At 44.1% G+C, this 19566-nt stretch carries 16 protein-coding genes; 10 read left to right on the top strand and 6 right to left on the bottom strand.

Annotation, left to right across the window (positions count from 1 at the left end; translation table 11 throughout):
• Positions 1-131 precede the first annotated feature (131 nt).
• Entirely contained in the window at positions 132-305 is a 174-nt protein-coding gene (locus AB4405_RS23815; RefSeq protein ID WP_198593032.1) for a hypothetical protein, read from the bottom strand.
• A gap of 237 nt (positions 306-542) precedes the next feature.
• Between AB4405_RS23815 and AB4405_RS23810 the strand changes: the two genes are divergently transcribed.
• Both AB4405_RS23810 and dbpA read left to right on the top strand, forming a co-directional pair.
• Entirely contained in the window at positions 543-1025 is a 483-nt protein-coding gene (locus tag AB4405_RS23810; protein ID WP_372063058.1) for a WbuC family cupin fold metalloprotein, read from the top strand.
• A gap of 216 nt (positions 1026-1241) precedes the next feature.
• On the top strand, positions 1242-2618 hold the full coding sequence (dbpA, locus tag AB4405_RS23805; protein WP_372063057.1) for an ATP-dependent RNA helicase DbpA: 1377 nt from the start codon (positions 1242-1244) through the stop codon (positions 2616-2618).
• A 140-nt stretch (positions 2619-2758) separates the two neighbouring features.
• On the opposite strand, the gene gyrA is transcribed toward dbpA, so the two are convergent.
• Positions 2759-5443: a DNA topoisomerase (ATP-hydrolyzing) subunit A gene (gene gyrA / locus AB4405_RS23800; RefSeq protein ID WP_372063056.1), complete on the bottom strand. Its 2685-nt coding sequence runs from the start codon at positions 5441-5443 to the stop codon at positions 2759-2761.
• Positions 5444-5828: 385 nt separating this feature from the next.
• Here gyrA and ubiG point away from each other — a divergent pair, with 385 nt between their 5' ends.
• From ubiG to yfaE, 4 genes are all read left to right on the top strand, one after another.
• The gene (ubiG, locus tag AB4405_RS23795) at positions 5829-6536 is read left to right on the top strand and encodes a bifunctional 2-polyprenyl-6-hydroxyphenol methylase/3-demethylubiquinol 3-O-methyltransferase UbiG (RefSeq protein WP_372063055.1); all 708 of its coding nucleotides are present in this window, start codon (positions 5829-5831) and stop codon (positions 6534-6536) included.
• A gap of 680 nt (positions 6537-7216) precedes the next feature.
• Positions 7217-9505, top strand: a complete 2289-nt coding sequence (gene nrdA, locus AB4405_RS23790) for a class 1a ribonucleoside-diphosphate reductase subunit alpha (protein WP_372063054.1) — start codon at positions 7217-7219, stop codon at positions 9503-9505.
• A gap of 86 nt (positions 9506-9591) precedes the next feature.
• Positions 9592-10725: a class Ia ribonucleoside-diphosphate reductase subunit beta gene (gene nrdB, locus AB4405_RS23785; RefSeq protein ID WP_102471517.1), complete on the top strand. Its 1134-nt coding sequence runs from the start codon at positions 9592-9594 to the stop codon at positions 10723-10725.
• Positions 10725-11006 (top strand): class I ribonucleotide reductase maintenance protein YfaE, encoded by a 282-nt coding sequence (yfaE, locus tag AB4405_RS23780; protein WP_102471516.1) that lies wholly within the window; start codon positions 10725-10727, stop codon positions 11004-11006. Before nrdB ends, yfaE begins: the two co-directional genes overlap by 1 nt.
• A gap of 85 nt (positions 11007-11091) precedes the next feature.
• Here the strand turns inward: yfaE and AB4405_RS23775 are convergent, their stop codons facing one another.
• The 4 genes from AB4405_RS23775 to AB4405_RS23760 form a co-directional block, all read right to left on the bottom strand.
• Positions 11092-11934: a sterol desaturase family protein gene (locus tag AB4405_RS23775; protein WP_372063053.1), complete on the bottom strand. Its 843-nt coding sequence runs from the start codon at positions 11932-11934 to the stop codon at positions 11092-11094.
• A 12-nt stretch (positions 11935-11946) separates the two neighbouring features.
• On the bottom strand, positions 11947-12966 hold the full coding sequence (locus AB4405_RS23770; protein ID WP_372063052.1) for a DUF2804 domain-containing protein: 1020 nt from the start codon (positions 12964-12966) through the stop codon (positions 11947-11949).
• A 232-nt stretch (positions 12967-13198) separates the two neighbouring features.
• On the bottom strand, positions 13199-13438 hold the full coding sequence (locus AB4405_RS23765; protein ID WP_102471513.1) for a 30S ribosomal protein S6 modification protein: 240 nt from the start codon (positions 13436-13438) through the stop codon (positions 13199-13201).
• 843 nt (positions 13439-14281) lie between these two features.
• On the bottom strand, positions 14282-15523 hold the full coding sequence (locus AB4405_RS23760; RefSeq protein WP_372063051.1) for a CinA family nicotinamide mononucleotide deamidase-related protein: 1242 nt from the start codon (positions 15521-15523) through the stop codon (positions 14282-14284).
• A gap of 233 nt (positions 15524-15756) precedes the next feature.
• On the opposite strand from AB4405_RS23760, the gene AB4405_RS23755 reads away from it, so the two are divergent.
• From AB4405_RS23755 to AB4405_RS23740, 4 genes are all read left to right on the top strand, one after another.
• Entirely contained in the window at positions 15757-16992 is a 1236-nt protein-coding gene (locus AB4405_RS23755) for an anaerobic sulfatase maturase (RefSeq protein WP_372063050.1), read from the top strand.
• A 1-nt stretch (position 16993) separates the two neighbouring features.
• Positions 16994-17485, top strand: a complete 492-nt coding sequence (locus AB4405_RS23750; protein WP_372063049.1) for a hypothetical protein — start codon at positions 16994-16996, stop codon at positions 17483-17485.
• 111 nt (positions 17486-17596) lie between these two features.
• Positions 17597-17977, top strand: a complete 381-nt coding sequence (locus tag AB4405_RS23745) for a DUF4345 domain-containing protein (protein WP_372063048.1) — start codon at positions 17597-17599, stop codon at positions 17975-17977.
• Between the two features lie 18 nt (positions 17978-17995).
• Positions 17996-19498: an arylsulfatase gene (locus tag AB4405_RS23740; RefSeq protein ID WP_372063047.1), complete on the top strand. Its 1503-nt coding sequence runs from the start codon at positions 17996-17998 to the stop codon at positions 19496-19498.
• Positions 19499-19566: the final 68 nt, after the last annotated feature.

Genomic DNA, 19566 nt, shown 5'->3' with positions numbered 1-19566 from the left:
TCTTTATATAAATTGTTATATTATAACAATTTATATAAAGAAGACACTAAAAAACCCTAAGCGTTACCACTTAGGGTTAAACATTCAAAGGTAGCCTGTATGCTCGCCGCAAACAAAGCTACGAGGTAGGATTAGACTTGTTTTTGTTTCCACACCGCCAATTGAACCCAAACGTTCTCAAGCTCAGCTAATTCATCTTGAGTCAGTGTCGACAATGTTTTTGAGACCATACCCAACTTAGGTTCATGAAACGATTTCAGGTGTGCGTAAAAGTCTTTTTTTAACTGATTGATTGCTGCTTCCACTGCGTTATCCACCGTCGTAACTGGTTAATCCATAATCATAAAATAATAATAACAAATTGCGGTTTTCGTACAGATTAAACCAGTTAAAATGGAAGGGTAGTCACGATTTGAGCCAGTAAAATGACATTGGGGTGACATCATAAAAAAAATAGACGGTATGAAATATGAAATTTCTTGCTGCACTATTTACTTAAATCGATACACTAATCCTGTTTACACTACCTCATGAGCCAAGCAATGCTAAAAATAATCAGTAATCAAGATTTTGATACATTCTCAAGTAACGCCAAAGCCGCACCACGTCAGCGCAGTCATCACAACCTTCACGAACAACTTGACGCTAACGTACAACGATTATTTATCTCTACAGAGCCAGATACTTACATGCGTCCCCACCGTCATAGTGAGTCCCACAAGTGGGAGTTATTTTTAGTGTTAAAAGGTCAACTTGACCTTTTAATTTTTGATAACGACGGGAATGTAACTGAGCGTCATAGCCTTTCTCCAGAGACCAACCGAGCGATTGAGATCCCACCGGGAACTTGGCATGGCTATGCATGTATGAGTGAGGGTACCGTCGGTTTAGAAATTAAAGAAGGCGCCTACTTACCTACTCAACCGGAAGACTTTGCATCTTGGTCGCCAGTTGAAGGTCAAGACGGCGCTGACATCTACCGTGACTGGATGAGAACAGCACAGCCTATCACTGAACAAAAATAACACCCTATTGGAAAACAGCAGGGCAGCTATTTAGAGGCAGCCCTGCATAACGCTTATTGCCAGGACTGTATGTATTGTTGCCTTCTACGGTATAAAACAGTTCCGCAAAGCAATGTATAAAGACTATTCTAGTTAGAACTATGTCACTTTCTTCTGGTAACGTAGTCAGATATGTTGATAATACCCCCCTTGCCCTACGACCATTAAGGATCGCACTTGAACAGTTCCAATTTTTCCACCTTAAATCTTTCACCTTCTTTACTAAGTAACCTAGAAGGACTTGGCTTTACTGAAATGACGGAGATTCAAGCACAATCTTTACCACTCATTCTTGATGGTAAAGACGTTATCGGTCAGGGAAAAACCGGTTCAGGTAAGACCGCAGCATTTGGGCTTGGGCTTCTTTCTAACTTACGAGTTAAACGCTTTCGTGTTCAATCACTGGTACTTTGTCCTACCCGTGAACTTGCCGATCAAGTTGCGAAGGAAATACGTAACCTTGCTCGTACCATCCATAATATAAAAGTATTAACATTGTGCGGTGGTACACCAATGGGTCCTCAGATTGGATCACTCGAACACGGCGCTCACATTCTTGTTGGTACTCCTGGTCGTATTCTTGACCACCTTGAGCGCGGCCGTATCGACCTTAGTGAACTCAATACACTCGTCCTTGACGAAGCAGACCGTATGCTAGATATGGGCTTCCAAGACGCGCTTGACGCGATCATCAATGAAGTGCCAAAAGAACGCCAAACGTTACTGTTCAGCGCGACTTTCCCTAAGCAGATTGAAGCCATTGCTTCGCGCATTATGCGTAGCCCTGAGATTGTCAAAGTAGAAAGCAAACATGATCACAGCAGCATTCAACAGTTTTTCTATAAGGTCGACTCACAAGCCGATAGAGATGATGCATTGGAAAACCTGCTTTTAACACATCAACCTGAGTCGGCGGTTGTTTTCTGCAACACGAAAAGAGAAGTGCAAAGCGTCGCTGATGAGTTACATCATCGCGGCTTTAGTGTGATTGATCTTCATGGTGATCTTGAACAAAAAGAGCGCGATCGCGCATTGGTTCAATTCTCGAATAAAAGTGTGACGATCCTTGTCGCAACTGACGTTGCTGCCCGTGGTTTGGATGTTGAAAATCTAGACGCCGTGTTCAACTATGAATTGTCTCGCGATCCAGAGGTTCATGTTCACCGTATTGGTCGTACAGGTCGTGCTGGTAACAAGGGCCTTGCGTTTAGCTTTTTCAGCGCCAATGAAATGCACCGTGTCGCTTTGATTGATGAATATCTCGATATGCCAATCGAACCAAGCCAGCTTCCAGCGCCATCAAGCAACCAACCGTATCAAGCGAAGATGGCTACGATACAAGTTTCGGGTGGTAAAAAGCAGAAGCTACGCCCTGGAGACATTCTTGGCGCATTGACAAGTGATAAAACCATTCAAGGCGCACAGATTGGTAAAATCAATATGTTCCCTATGGCTTCATTTGTTGCCGTTGACAAGAACATTGCCAGAAAAGCACACAGTAAAATCGAAGACGGTAAAATGAAAGGGCGCAGTTTCCGAGCTCGTATTCTTTAAGCACCTTATTAGATTCAGGTACAAGTCGCTAGCATCTCATGAGTAAAAGCTCATAGATTGGTACCTGTTTCTATAATTCACCGTCCTGAAGACATAAAAAAGCCGAGCATACGCTCGGCTTTTTCTATTGCTTTGGAAAATTACTCTTCGTCAGCAGCGTCATCTTTTGGTTCAGATGCCTCAGGTGCGTTTTCGTCAGGAGCATCAGTTTGCTCACCGTCTTGAACATCACCTTGTTGAGAAACTTCGCCTTCTGCTAACTCACCGTCAGGTAGCTCACCATCAGGTAAATCGGCTTCGTCGATTTCATCAATACGTTGAAGGCCAACAACCGATTCATCTTCAGCCGTTCTGATAAGCGTCACGCCTTGCGTATTTCGGCCAACCTGGCTGACTTCAGCAACGCGAGTACGAACCAATGTCGCCGCATCGGTGATCATCATCATCTCATCGCCAATCTCAACTTGAACAGCGCCAACAACAGGGCCATTTCGCTCAGAGACTTTAATAGAGACAACACCTTGCGTAGCACGCCCTTTCGTAGGGTACTCAGCAAGCTCAGTTCGTTTACCGTAACCATTCTTCGTGACCGTTAGAATGTCACCTTCATTTGAAGGAACAATCAACGACACGACTTGGTCATCATCGGCAAGTTTCATACCGCGAACACCCGCCGCAGTACGACCCATCGCACGAACTTTATCTTCGCTAAAGCGAACCACTTTACCCGCTTTCGAGAAGAGCATAATGTCGCTTTCGCCATTGGTGATATCCACACCAATCAATGAATCATCATCACGCAGGTTAACCGCAATCAAGCCATTAGAACGGACGTTAGAGAATTGGTCTAGTGACGTCTTCTTAACCGTACCATCACCCGTCGCCATAAAGATGTATTTATCTGAACTAAATTCGCTCACCGGCAAAATAGCCGTAATACGCTCATTTTCTTCTAATGGAAGAAGGTTGACGATTGGTTTTCCACGTGCAGCTCGGCTTGCAAGCGGCAGTTGATAGACTTTCAGGCGATAGGTTTTACCGCGGGTAGAGAAGCACAAGATGTTGTCATGAGTATTCGCAACGAGCAAACGCTCGATGTAATCTTCTTCCTTCATCTTAGTCGCGCTCTTACCTTTGCCACCACGACGCTGAGCTTCGTAATCGCTTAGGATTTGATATTTCACGTAGCCTTCGTGCGACAATGTCACGACAACATCTTCGCGAGCAATCAGCTCTTCCATATCAATATCGTGCACAGCTGCTGTAATCTCACTGCGACGAGCATCACCATAAGTCGCTTGAACCAATTCAAGTTCTTCACGAATCACTTCCATCAAACGCTCTGTGTCAGCAAGGATATGCAGTAACTCTGCTATTTCTTCAAGAAGCGCTTTGTACTCATCAAGAATTTTCTCGTGCTCTAAACCAGTCAAACGGTGTAGACGAAGCTCAAGAATCGCTTGTGCTTGCTGTTCAGTAAGATAATACAGACCATCACGGATTCCGTACTCGTCTTCCAGCCAATCAGGTCGAGCAGCATCGGTGCCCGCTCTTTCAAGCATAGAAGCAACGTTACCCAAGTCCCAACCACGAGCCACTAAGCCAGCTTTCGCTTCTGCTGGTGTCGGTGCACTACGAATCAACTCGATAATGTCGTCGATATTAGCCAAAGCAAGCGAAAGTGCTTCTAGGATGTGTGCGCGATCACGTGCCTTCTTCAATTCGAAGATAGTACGGCGCGTCACGACTTCGCGACGGTGATCAACGAAACACTTGATCATTTCTTTCAAGTTAAACAACTGTGGCTGACCATTATTTAGGGCAACCATGTTGATGCCAAACGTCGACTGTAACTGAGTTTGTGAGTACAGGTTGTTGAGAACCACTTCACCCACAGCATCACGCTTACATTCGATAACGATACGCATACCGTCTTTGTCTGATTCATCACGCAGTGCACTGATACCTTCCACTTTCTTGTCTTTAACAAGTTCAGCGATTTTCTCAATCACACGCGCTTTGTTTACTTGGTAAGGTATTTCAGTAACGATAATGGTTTCTTTACCATTTTTCTCTACTTCTATATTCGCTTTAGAGCGCATATAAACCTTACCACGACCCGTTTTATAGGCCTCAATGATGCCTTTACGCCCACTGATTAAGGCAGCAGTCGGAAAGTCTGGCCCAGGGATGTAATCCATAAGCTCATCAATGGTGATGTCTTCGTTTGCAATGTATGCCAAACAACCATCCACAACTTCGGTCAAGTTATGTGGTGGAATATTCGTTGCCATACCAACCGCAATACCTGAAGCGCCGTTCACCAAAAGGTTCGGGATTTTCGTTGGTAATACTGCTGGTATTTGCTCGGTTCCATCATAGTTAGGAACGTAATCGACAGTTTCTTTATCAAGATCTGCCAATAGTTCGCCTGCAATTTTCGACATACGAACTTCGGTATAACGCATCGCCGCCGCTGAATCACCATCGACCGAGCCAAAGTTACCTTGACCATCGACCAGCATATAGCGCAGCGAGAATGGCTGCGCCATACGAACAATCGTATCGTAAACTGCGCTATCACCATGTGGGTGATACTTACCAATAACGTCACCTACTACACGAGCAGATTTTTTGTATGATTTGTTCCAATCATTGCCTAGCACGTTCATCGCAAACAAAACGCGACGATGCACTGGTTTTAGGCCATCACGTACATCCGGAAGTGCACGACCCACGATGACTGACATCGCGTAGTCGAGGTATGAACTTTTCAGTTCATCTTCAATGTTTACGGGCGTGATCTCTTTAGCTAGATCGCTCATAGAGCCGATATCCCTCTATATTTCGTTCGTATATTTAATACGTATAAGGTCAGAAAATATAACATAATAATCGTAGCGGCGGCATCACTTTCATGCGGGTTTTATCATGTTGTGACCTTCGTGGCGATTCAACTGTCCACAATTTGCACATTTCAAAATCGCCACCACGAAAAGCGGTGAAAAAACAATCAAATCATTCTCTAAACCACATTGTGTCAGGAAAATCTCACAAACCGATCGCCTTAAAGTTCGTCGTAAAAAAAAATTACGGTATACTCCTCAAAAATAGACGCATACCACTCTGCGCGTTCATAAACGCCTATTGATCAGCGTTTGTATAGATAAACACCAGTACGTATATGTACCTGTATGGATAAGCACCAGTATGGATAAGAACCAAAACGTCGATTTAGACGAAATAAAAAAATTCGAAGATATGGCAAGTCGCTGGTGGGATCTCCAAGGCGAATTTAAACCTCTACATCAAATCAATCCATTGCGTTTAAACTACGTGTTGGAAAATGCCAATGGTCTTTTTGGCAAGAACGTTCTTGATGTCGGCTGTGGTGGTGGCATCCTCGCCGAAAGTATGGCTCACCAAGGTGCGACCGTCACTGGACTTGATATGGGAAAAGAGCCGCTTGAAGTGGCAAGATTACACGCATTAGAAACCGGCGCGACATTAACCTACGTTCAGAGCACAGTCGAGCAGCACGCAAGCCAATACGCGGGCCAATATGATGTGGTCACTTGTATGGAAATGCTTGAACACGTTCCTGATCCCGCATCAGTGGTGGCGGCTTGTTCAAAACTCGTCAAACCGGGTGGTCAAGTTTTCTTCTCGACACTCAATCGTAACCTGCAGTCGTATCTTTTCGCCATTGTTGGTGCCGAAAAATTGCTCAAAATCGTGCCCGATGGGACGCATGACCATGAAAAATTCATCAAACCATCAGAGCTGATAAAAATGATCGACCGTACCGAACTCATTGAGAAAGGCATCACTGGCCTGCAATACAATCCGCTCACCGACAGTTACAAACTGGGTCGACGCGTAGACGTTAACTATATTGTCTTCACTGAAAAGCCATAATAGATAGAGAACTCGATTTTTGTCCAGCATCACCTGCTAACGAGGTGATGCTGCTTATTTGTACTGTTGTGCTCAAACACCTGTCCCGTTTCAGTTTTACCTCACGTTACCCCTACTCTTCACCCTCAATTTTTCGCGATTTTACTTAGCCGTGTTCGTCAATAGACGTACTTATGGCAGGCCATCAAGGCAAAGCAAAGCGTAATGCATCAAATTTCTTATTCAATTTAGCCACACATACAACGTTAATTTTTCGACACAATTACGCTACAAAAACAAGACAAACCTGTGTGTTTTGCAGCCGAATATCTCACTTTTAATTATCCCATCAATAACGTCCAAAAATTATCAAAGATCAAGGAATTTATTTTTGAAATGGTTAAAAGAAAACCGATTCGCTAGCACGTAATTTTCACCGCTAAGTCTGCCCTATCTTCAATGGTTAGTGTTTACTAACTGATTTTTTTCTGTCCCCTGTTTATCCACAGTTCAAACAAATTTGTGAACTTGAAAACTTTGGCTTATAGCACTATCTTGTAATCCGGAATGCAGATAACCCCTATATCTTGTGTTAGACACAAAATGATTTAGGGCGACTTGGATCACGAAGTCATCGCTAAGACTCAACAAAATTTCATAAAAGCAAGACTTCACATTGTTTTGTTAGGGAACACCTCAGAATGAACCAGCAACTTACCGTTACCAAACGTAATGGCCGCAAAGAAACTATCGATCTCGAGAAAATTCACCGTGTAATCGCATGGGCAGCCGAAGGTCTTCAGAATGTATCAGTCTCACAAGTTGAGTTAAAAGCTCACATCCAGTTTTATGACGGGATTACGACGTCTGATATCCATGAAACGATCATAAAATCAGCCGCCGATCTCATCTCGGAAGAGACGCCAGATTATCAATACTTGTCAGCACGTTTAGCTATTTTCCACCTTCGTAAAAAGGCGTATGGCCAATACGAGCCACCTACGCTGTTTGACCAAGTTTCAACAATGGTTGAAGCTGGAAAATATGATAAGCACCTGCTTGTAGACTATACAAAAGCAGAGTTTGACGAACTCGATAGTTACATTGACCATACTCGCGACCACGACTTTTCCTACGCCGCTGTTAAACAGCTGGAAGGTAAGTACTTCGTGCAAAACCGCGTAACGGGTCAAATCTTTGAGAGTGCGCAGTTCCTCTATATATTAGTTGCTGCCTGTTTATTCGCAAAATATCCAAAAGAGACTCGTCTTGACTACATCAAGCGATTCTATGATGCGACGTCAACCTTTAAGATTTCTCTGCCAACGCCAATTATGTCTGGTGTCCGTACCCCTACTCGTCAATTCAGCTCATGCGTTTTGATTGAATGTGGTGACAGCCTTGATTCGATTAACGCAACGGCAAGTTCTATTGTGCGTTACGTTTCACAACGCGCTGGTATTGGCATCAACGCTGGACGAATTCGTGCTTTAGGTTCTGAGATTCGTGGCGGCGAGGCTTTCCACACCGGTTGTATCCCATTTTATAAATACTTTCAAACTGCGGTAAAATGCTGCTCACAAGGTGGCGTTCGCGGTGGCGCAGCAACCGTATTCTATCCAATGTGGCATGGCGAAGTTCAATCGCTATTGGTATTGAAAAATAACCGTGGCGTTGAAGAAAACCGAGTTCGCCATATGGACTACGGTGTACAACTTAACAAGCTGATGTACTCGCGCTTAGTTAAGGGCGGCAATATTACACTGTTCTCCCCTTCTGACGTGCCTGGATTGTATGATGCGTTCTTTGAAGACCAAGATGAATTTGAACGCTTGTATCTTCAATACGAAAACGACCCATCAATTAAGAAAGAATCCGTCAAAGCCGTCGAACTATTCTCGTTGTTGATGCAAGAACGTGCTTCTACTGGCCGCATCTACATTCAAAACGTAGACCACTGCAACACGCATAGCCCGTTCGATTCTAAAGTAGCGCCAGTTCGCCAATCTAACCTTTGTTTAGAGATAGCACTGCCAACTAAGCCATTAAGCAATGTTGAAGATGACGAAGGCGAAATTGCACTTTGTACCCTTTCTGCATTTAACTTGGGCGCAATCAACGAGCTCGACGACCTCGCTGATTTATCGAACTTAGTCGTACGTGCGCTTGATGCGCTACTTGATTACCAAGATTATCCATTGCCAGCGGCGTATAAATCGACAATGAACCGTCGTACGCTTGGTGTGGGTGTCATCAACTACGCATACTACCTTGCAAAAAATGGTGTGAAGTACTCAGATGGGTCAGCAAACAACCTCACCCACCGTACATTCGAAGCCATTCAATATCATTTGTTGAAAGCATCCGTAGAACTATCAAAAGAACAGGGCCGATGCCCACTGTTTAATGAAACCAACTACGCAAAAGGGTTGCTACCGATCGACACTTATAAGGCTGATATCAATTCAGTTTGTGACGAACCGCTGCATTATGACTGGGACGCGCTTCGCGAAGAGATCATGGAGTTCGGCCTAAGAAACTCGACACTGACAGCATTGATGCCATCAGAAACATCATCGCAGATTTCTAATGCAACAAACGGTATTGAACCGCCGCGTGGTTATGTTTCGGTGAAAGCCTCTAAAGATGGTATTCTGAAACAAGTTGTACCTGACTTCGTTAACCTCAAAGAGAACTATGAATTACTTTGGGATATCGGCAACAATGATGGCTACTTGCACCTAGTTGGTATCATGCAGAAGTTTGTTGACCAAGCGATCTCAGCCAACACTAACTATGACCCTAGTGTCTACGACAGTGGTAAGGTCCCAATGAAGAAATTGCTTCAAGACCTACTGACTGCGTATAAGTATGGTGTAAAAACACTTTACTATCATAACACCCGTGACGGTGCGAAAGACGATCAGGGCGATAAGACAATTACCGTCGAGCAAGATGACGATTGCGAAGGCGGCGGTTGTAAGATTTAACCGTTTAAACAATATATTATTTAATAATCATATATTAGTAATGCAGCCTCTTCCTATGTGAAGAGGCGAAGAAGGATTGCAGCACCATGGCTTACAGTACTTTTACTCAAACAAAAAATAACGCGCTGAAGGAACCAATGTTCCTAGGTCAACCTGTAAACGTTGCGCGTTATGACCAGCAAAAATTTGAAATTTTCGAGAAACTGATCGAGAAACAACTGTCCTTTTTCTGGCGTCCAGAAGAAGTTGATGTTTCCAGTGACCGTATCGATTACAACAAGTTACCAGAGCATGAAAAGCACATTTTCATCAGTAACTTAAAATATCAAACGCTACTGGATTCTATTCAAGGTCGTAGCCCAAACGTTGCGTTGCTGCCACTTGTCTCGCTTCCTGAGCTAGAGACTTGGATTGAAACGTGGTCGTTCTCCGAAACGATCCACTCTCGTTCGTACACTCATATCATTCGCAACATTGTTAATGACCCAAGCGTCGTGTTTGACGATATCGTGGAAAACGAGCACATCTTAAAACGTGCAAAAGACATTGCGCATTATTACGATGATCTGATCCAAGCGACTAACGATTATCATCGCTACGGCGAAGGTACTCACGTTCTTAACGGTGACGAAGTGAAGGTCAGCTTGTATGACCTTAAGAAGAAACTCTATCTTTGCCTTATGTCTGTCAATGCACTTGAAGCTATCCGTTTCTACGTGAGCTTTGCTTGTTCGTTTGCCTTTGCAGAACGTGAACTGATGGAAGGTAATGCTAAGATCATAAAGCTGATTGCTCGTGACGAAGCATTACATCTAACTGGCACACAGCACATGGTTAACATCCTACGTAATGGGCAGGATGACTTCACATTCATGCAAATTGCCGAAGAATGTAAGCAAGACTGTTTTGATCTGTTTAAAGAAGCTGCAGAACAAGAGAAAGAATGGGCAGAGTACCTGTTCAAAGATGGTTCGATGATCGGCTTAAACAAAGATATCCTTTGTCAGTATGTTGAATATATTACCAACGTCCGTATGCAAGCTGTCGGTTTAGGTGTCGCCTACCCTGACGCGACTTCTAATCCAATTCCATGGATTAACGCTTGGTTATCTTCAGACAATGTACAAGTTGCCCCGCAAGAAGCCGAAATCAGTTCTTATCTTGTTGGACAAATTGACAACGAAGTCAGTGCCAATGACTTTGAGGATTTCGAACTGTAATGCCAACCATCAAAATAAACTCTATCACTAAAATAGAGTCTAACCCTTCAAACACCGTTCTAGAAACAATGGAACAAGCAGGGTTAGAACCAGAGTACAACTGCCGTGACGGCCATTGTGGCGCATGCCGCTGTACTCTAACCTCTGGTGAAGTGGAATATGTAGGGTTTGCGATGGCCTATACACAAAGTGATGAGATTCTACCTTGTATTTGCCGTGCGAAGACAGATATCACGATAGAGAATATCGCCTATCAGTCCAAAGCCCAAAAGCGAGCTTGATGTGCTCTCTTAGGTGTGTAACCGCAGTATAAAAAAACGGCTCTAAGAGCCGTTTTTTTATACCTTCTGTTTCTCAACAAAAGGTTCAATCACTCGGCGGAGACAAGATAATCGTTATACGTTGTTTCAATGTCTGATTGGGTGCAAATACATCCCGCCAAAGCATTTTCCATTCAGAAAATGTCACAACAAAAGGGTTGAAACTATTGACCGGCTTAGAAATACCATAACGGACTGTCTCTACTTCAGGCTCAAACGTCCCGAACAATCGGTCCCAAATAATCAACACTCCCGCATAGTTCTTATCAATATACTGAGGGTTTCGTCCGTGGTGTACACGATGGTGTGAGGGTGTATTCAATACCCACTCTATTATTCCTAATGTCTTTATCCATTGGGTATGCACAAAAAACTGCACTCCCAAGTTTAACAGCACTACCAATACGACCCATTTGGGCTCAAAACCAATGACCACCAGCGGCACCCAAAACAGCCACATTCCAGCAAGCGGGTACATTAAACTCTGCCGAAAAGCCGTGCTAAAATTCATATTCTCAGAGCTATGATGGACAACGTGCGCCGCCCACATCCAACGAACACGGTGGCTAGCGCGATGGAACCAATAATAAAAAAAGTCCTGTAAAACCATCAATACAATAAACAAAGATACTGACATCTCTATATCAAACCAGCGCCACCCAAATACCGTGAGATACAGATTTGCGATCAACAGACCCGCTAGCAAGTCTGATAGTTGATGCATTCCCGCCAAACTAAAGTTACACACCAGCTCCTTTAATGAGTAATACCCTGAATTCGGCAAACGTCCTGAGCGTTGACCAAGCGCATACTCCAAAACCATCATAATGACAAACACTGGCGCTAGTACTAATAGTAAGAGCTCTGGGTGATCCACGATATCGTTCATAGGTTCACTTCCTTACCATTTAGCATAGTGATCTTCAACCAGCCCTAGAACATTATCCAGCTGATGTACATGGCCACTCGTATCACGTAACGTGCCAGAGAAATGACCAATAAACTGTCGAAAATTACTCTTTAAGTACAATAAATTGAGCTTTTCTTTGCGAGCTTCAACGGGTTCAAATCGTAAATTGACTTTCCCTTCCTCGCCATGAATGCGCCAGGTTGCCTTAGGGTCAGAACGTTCAAAATCAAAATGAACACCATTCAAAAGCTGACGATGACCGTTTATCCACAAGGTATTCTCAGTCGCACCACTCTCATTCACGCCGACCGCTAGATTCAATCCGATGCGAACCCCGTTAATCAAGGCATTAATGCTCGCCCACCGCCAACTCGTTTCTCTTCGCATGTAGCCTGCAGAAAAATCGTAACCTGCGAGGCACGTTGTGAGGTCCACGGTCTCGCCGTTCACGGTAATATGACCTCTTATATCAAGTGCATTATGCTTTTGCGTATACGTCCATCCAGAGTAGCCTGTCGGGGTACACAGCATTAACGGTCCAGTGCCTGTCTCTGGCGGCAACAATGTTACATCCATTATCAACCAATCTGAATCAACAATAACTCGCCATAAGCCGTCATTAATCTCGATTCTAGTGCCATTGGAGTCGAAGTAACTAACACCTTTCCAAGGAGATGGCGTCAATTTGTAACGTAAGCCTAATGGGCTAAGCACTTTTTTTTCGCGAAAATTGTTTGTTTCGACATCGTAGACATAGAAAAAGCTATTACCAACATAGCGAATATCCGCCATTGCAATCCCGATGATGTAACGTGACGTACTGATACTGACAAATTGGAATTGTTTGTAATGAAAGTGCTTTGCAACTTTACTTGCTTTGCGGTCCATCGTGGTGAGATAGCGAAAGCGTTCTAATTCAATATATTTTGGGATAGCAGTAAGGTGCCCATACTCTGGCGCTCCCCTTTCGTTAAACAGACTTTCAATCTCTTTTATCGAAGATGCACTCATGGATCCTTCCTATCCCTAATCGATCAAAATGATGTGAATCAACAAGTATGAGTCATGATTAAGAGGAACGACTAGAATTAGAGCAAAAGCACAAAATGGATCACATTAACGACAAATGAAATCTTGCGAGGATAGATCAGAGAAGTAAATCGAGAACGACGCCCAAAGAAAAACCGGTTTGATAAACCGGTCTAAAAATAAAACATCAAAAAGTATGTGAGCCAATCAGAATTTAATCGACAACAGCGAGAATCGTGTCTGCGGTGCCCATGGATACGGCTTTATCAGCCACGTGACGTCCGCCATCATCATACAGCGAGATCTTGAAACCTTCGTCAGTCAACAGCTCTTCCATTGGTGCTTTTAACCACATTGCTGCAATATCGCCACACGTTTTCCCGAAAGCTTCACCCAGCATGATTTTTTCGTTTGCGACTTGGTATACCACGCGAATTTTTGATTGTTGTATCATTGTCATCCTCCCTAGACACTGCTGTTTCCAGAGTGAACATTGATTCTAATCAATTTGTTGAGAAGAGATACTCTCAAAAATGAGAATTTCTAATTATGCTTAAAGATCAATGTATTGTGATATAGATCAAATTTTCATATAGCAATAACTATTCGACATATAATCAATTGGGTGAATATTTATTGCACTTTAGTTGATGAGTCACTGTCGGAGAGCAATGGAGACTAAGCGGATTCGTTTCTCGACAGAGACCTCTTAGCTCAACACTCTCCAACCCAATTAGGCCGTCATCCTCAGACAAACGAGGATCGCCCAAAGCGTGCGACTCACTTAAATGGAATAGAGATCCCCTTTTTCAAGGGGATGACGGTTAATTTTGTTTAGTGGGAGCAGTAACGTACCAGAGGCTATTCTGCGCTGACGAGGCCCAAGCTGACACACCTTTAGACAGGGACCTCATAGTTCGATCTTCTAACCCATCCAAATTAGGCCATCATCCTCTTGCAGACGAGAGTCGCCCAAAGCGTATGACTCATTTAAATAGAAATGAATGAGGCCAGAATAGGCTCACAACGCGCTGATGAAGATCCCCTTTTTCAAGGGGATGACGGTTAATTTTGTTTAATGGGAGCAGTAACGTACCAGAGGCTATTTTGCATTGACGAGGCCAAAGCTGACACACCTTTGGACAGGGGCCCGACCTTCTAACCCATCCAAATTAGGCCGTCATCCTCGTACAGACGAGGATCACCCAAAGCGTGTGGCTCACTTAAATAAAAATGAATGACACCAGAATAAGGTCACAACACGCTGATGGTCACTGCACTTTGTTATCAAAGGCGTTTATTGGAGTACGCTAGATGGAACGTAGATTTCTTCTTTACGAGTCACGTATCCATAATCAGGAAACATTGGTTTAGCATCTAAATAGCGACGAAGCATGTCACCTGCAAGTGTGCTAATAATCGTCTTCACATCTTTCGAAGAGTACTTACGTTGTAACTGTAAGATTTGTCCCCATTCGCCTTTTGGTGTGGCAAGCGCCACAGAAAAAACACCTTCTTCAAACTTTCCTGTCGCAATAGCAATATCGGCACCACAATTACTTTTTGTCGCGCCCGCTAACGCTAACACCGCGCCCAACGGATCAGTATCGTGAGTTAATGGCGACGTCGTTTTATCCCCTAATACCCAAGTCGCGCCGCAATACTGCGCCAAAATATCATCGTCTTGTAACCACGCTGACAAGTAGCCCTTAGTAGCATGTTCCGAGATCGCGATGGTCGGCTTATGTGTATCAACTAGGTGGCTAAGACGTGCAAGCATTGGCTCATCAACACTGACAACATTTTGATGCAACAGCTTTTCAATCATAGCAAGCAGACGAATGCCTTTTTCTACATCTTGAGAAGGGCCAAATAATTTCACTTCAATAAATGGCAAATAAGAACGATAACCAAGCTCATAATTGTCCGGTAACGCGATCACCGAGAGCGTATCGGCAATACCAGATTCCGATAACCCAAAAGTATACAAACGACGACACTCTCTTCCTTCTTGTTGTCCAAATTGTGCTTTTAGATCGGGGAGAATTTGCTCTAACGCCATTTTTTTAAATTCACTTGGCACGCCAGGGGTAAAATAAAACAAGCAATCATTGATCAGCATTTTAAATCCGCACGCGGTACCAATGGGATTATCTACAATCGTTGCGCTTTGAGGTAGCATCGCTTGCTTGATATTGCTTTCCGGCATTGTCTTGCCACGCGAAGCATAAAACGCCTCTAATGTGGTCAACCATTCCTCACTGAGCGCTAACGGTTCCTCAGCCGCTTCCGCCGCCACTTCTGCCGTGAGGTCATCTGATGTCGGTCCCAAGCCGCCATTGACGATCACCACGTCAAGGTTAAAGCTCAGCATCACCATTTCCTGAAGCAATGACGTACGCTGATCACCAACCGTAGACCTTTTATACATAGAAAAACCGTTCTCATAAAACACTCGGCTAAGCCACGCGGCATTCGTATCCACAATATCGCCATATAAGACTTCTTCACCGGTACTTAGCATTGCAATTTTGGTCATGGTTTTGATTTCCTAAATTTTTCTTTAAGAATGACAGCCCATCAAAAAATAGCAACATTATGACGATGGTTCTGGTCACTCAATTATTTAAACTACGCGTTGAACTTGTATTAAGTGCGCTATCGAGACCTTGAATCAAACAAATAACTAGACCAACCGGTTTGTTTTATGTATTCTGCACCCACACCTGCTTGAGAACGGATACTCAATTACCATCAAAGAGGCCGCTTTTAATGACCGAGTTTTTAGTTCCACAGTTCAACGGTAAAGCCCACAATAAATTTCAAGCACTCGCAAAACCGATCGGTGCCTTGTGCAATATCGATTGTACATACTGCTATTATCTCGACAAACAACAACTCCTCGATTATTCAAGCCAACCAGAATCGGTCATGAGCCATGAACGATTGGAGACTTATATTCGCCAATATATCGAGGGTCAAAATACCGCAGAGATTGTTTTTTCATGGCACGGCGGAGAACCAACATTACTTGGTGTTGAGTACTTTGAAAAAGTGGTTGAGCTGCAAAAGCGCTTCTGTCCTCCTCACTCTTCCATTAGCAACGATTTACAAACCAATGCGACCTTATTAACTTCTCGATGGTGCGCCTTTTTTAAACGCCATAACTTCATCATTGGCGTCAGTATTGATGGCCCTGAATCTCTACACAACCACTATAGAACCAACAAAGCAGGACGCGGGACATTTGATAAGACCATGAGAGGGATTCGTTTACTTCAAGAACACCAAGTCAACTTTGCCACCTTGACCTGTATTAACAACCTCACCGGCTCACAGCCACTCGAGGTGTATCGCTTTCTACGTGACGAGGTTCGTTCACCACAAATGCAGTTTATTCCTGTGGTCGATAAAGTCTCGGCTCCCACCAACAACCAATGGCTTAAATGGGATTCGATGAACATTATTCCTGTCAAAACAGCAGTTGAACCCTGGAGCATCTCTGCCGACCAATGGGGAGCCTTTCTGATCACGATTTTTGATGAATGGTTCCATAACGATTTTGGTAAGGTGATGATCCCGTACTTTGAAAACTTTGTGGGAGTCTGGATGGGGAAATCCAGTACCATGTGTACCCTCAGTGAGATCTGCGGCAAAGGATTGGCAATCGAACCTAATGGCGAAGTCTACTCATGCGATCATTACGTTTACCCTGAGTTTTCAATCGGCAACATTCACCAGACAGAGCTCAAAAAACTTGCCTTTTCATCAAAGCAGCAACAGTTTGGTTTTGCCAAACGGAAATCGCTCCCCAATCAGTGCAAACAATGTCCCTATTTATTTGCCTGTCATGGTGAATGCCCTAAAAACCGGATCGCTTACACAAAACAAGGCCAGCCAGGGCTCAATTATCTATGCGATGGTTGGATAGTGTTTTTCAAACACATCGATCCTGTCCTATCCTTGCTACTAGTCAACAACGGTTATCCATTGCTAAAAAGAGACTAGAATGGGCTTTGATATCGACTCGTATGCCGCCATTGCTTTCGCAATGGCATTACTCAGTATATGGAAAACGTATTCAGGGCCGGCGCTTGCAGCAATGCTGTCATATAGCTACCCAGAAATGGTGCTATTTAATGTTCTCCCTGCATTGATGGCTGGCTATTTTGGGTGGTGGCTAGGGCCGAGACTTTTCAATCGAGTGACGAATAAACAACGCGTCATTTTCCGACCTAGACTACGCCGCTTCCTAAGAATGTGGCACCGATATGGCCAGCTTTGCATGGCGCTATTAGCGCCACTTTTAATTGGTATCCCCATTTACACGCTATTGTCAAAACGTCTGAAACAAGGTGCTGTGCGTACTTTTTCCCTTTTAACCCTTTCTATATTGCTTTGGAGCGGAATGAGTTACTTCGGTTTCTTGTATTTAAATTTTGGTGCTTATATCGAACTAGAGACTTTAATCCCCTCCACCATCCATACTTGGCTACAGTAATTGCACATGTCTATTTAATAACACATGTACGCAATAATTTGCCTTTCCACCTTGAGACACTCAGCTTTTGTACTACATTGATTATTATACGGATAAAAGGAAAAACTAAGGATGAAACCTGAAAGTATATTTCTACTCATTGCTAGCCTAGGGTTAACTCCTATTGCGCTGTGTTACGGGCTATCACCCGCCCTTTCTTTACCTTTTCTTTTTGACATAGATATCAACACAGTCAACACAACACACATCTTTCGAGCAATTATGGGCCTATATCTAGCCACCGGGTTATTTTGGGTGGCCGGGGCTTTCGTTGATAAATTAAGACTACCCGCTCTTTATAACCTGGTTGTTTTTATGGTTGGTTTAGCGTTTGGGCGCATTGTCAGTATCTCTATTGACGGACCACCTAATGCCCTACTGATATTTTACCTTATTCTTGAGTTCGGCTTTGGGTTAGTAGGACTCGTTATGATCAAACGTTCGCATCAGTAAATTACACAAGGAACACGTATGAAAAGGATTATTCATTTATTTGTTTTTGCGTGTGGTTATCTCGCTACATTTGGGGTATCCGCCGCGCAAGATCAGCCTAACATTTTTGTCATTTTTACCGATGATGTCGGCATCTCGAACTTAAGTGCTTACCACAACGGTGTCATGAGTAGCGATACACCCAATATTGACAGCATCGCCGAAAAAGGCATGCTGCTGACCGATTATTACGCTCAGCCATCGTGTACGGCGGGACGTTCTGCTTTTCTAACCGGACAATTACCCGTGAGAACGGGCTTACATTCCGTTGGGCTGCCTGGCGGACCTGTCGGTCTAAACCCAGATACGCCTACCCTTCCGGAAATATTGCGCGAGCTTGGTTATACCACGGGTCAATTCGGGAAAAACCACCTGGGTGACCGAGACGAATTCCTTCCTACGATGCATGGTTTTGATGAGTACTGGGGCTGGCTGTACCATCTCAATGCAATGGAATATACCGAAGATCCCGATTGGCCTAAAGATGAAGCGTTTCAAAAGTTTGCACCCAGAAACGTCATTCACGCAACGTCAGACGGTCAAGGTGGCCAGACAATTGAAGACGATGGCAGATTGACCAAAGAACGAATGCGAACGCTGGACGACGAGGTCAACAAGCACACAATAAGATTTATTGAGCAAGCCGTTAAAGATGAAAAGCCGTTCTTTACATGGTACTGCCCTTCAAGAGGCCATGTTTGGACACACCTATCACCAAAATACGAGGCCATGCTGGGCCAAAACGGTTGGGGACTTCAAGAAGTGGTGATGAAGGATCTCGATGACCACGTCGGTGAAATGCTCGCCAAAATCGAAGAACTCGGCATCGCAGATAACACAATTATCATTTTCACTGCCGACAACGGTCCAGAAATAATGACATGGCCAGACGGCGGCATGACGCCGTTTCACGGAGAGAAAGGTACAACGTGGGAAGGCGGCGTTCGAGCGCCATTTCTTGTCCAATGGCCCGCTAAAATCCCCGCCGATACCGTAAATAATGGCATTGTTGATGGTATGGACCTGTTGCCAACTCTTGTTGCCGCAGCCGGTGGTCCCTCTGATCTCAAACAACAAATGCTTAAGGGCTTCAAAGGCTATAAAGCGCACTTAGATGGCTACAATCAAATGCCGTTGCTCACGGAAGGGAAACCTTCAAACCGAAAAGAAATCTATTACTACGAAAGAGATAAGTTACAAGCCGTTCGTGTTGGTGACTGGAAGGCGCACTTTGTCGTGCAGAATGAAGGTTGGAGTGGCGCAAAAGAAGAGCTTAACGCACCGTTGTTGTTCAATTTACGTCGCGACCCTTACGAAAGAGCGGCCGAAGAGTCTGGAATGTACATTAAGTGGATGGGCGAAAAAATGTGGGCCTTTGGACCAGCACAAGCCGCTGTCGCGCAGCTCTTAGCTACATTTGAGGAGTGGCCACCGGTTACCTCCCAACAAGAAGGGGTTGATGCTTCAGGGCTTGGACGTTAGCCTGTGATTTAATCGACACGTATGTCTAATAAAAAAGGCTACCTCGTAGTAATGCCGATCAGTTAAAG

The sequence above is a fragment of the Vibrio sp. 10N.261.51.F12 genome (assembly GCF_041471725.1).
Taxonomy (GTDB): domain Bacteria; phylum Pseudomonadota; class Gammaproteobacteria; order Enterobacterales; family Vibrionaceae; genus Vibrio.
The sequence above is the reverse complement of the archived record's forward strand: the minus strand, read 5'-3'. Positions and strand labels throughout refer to the sequence as shown.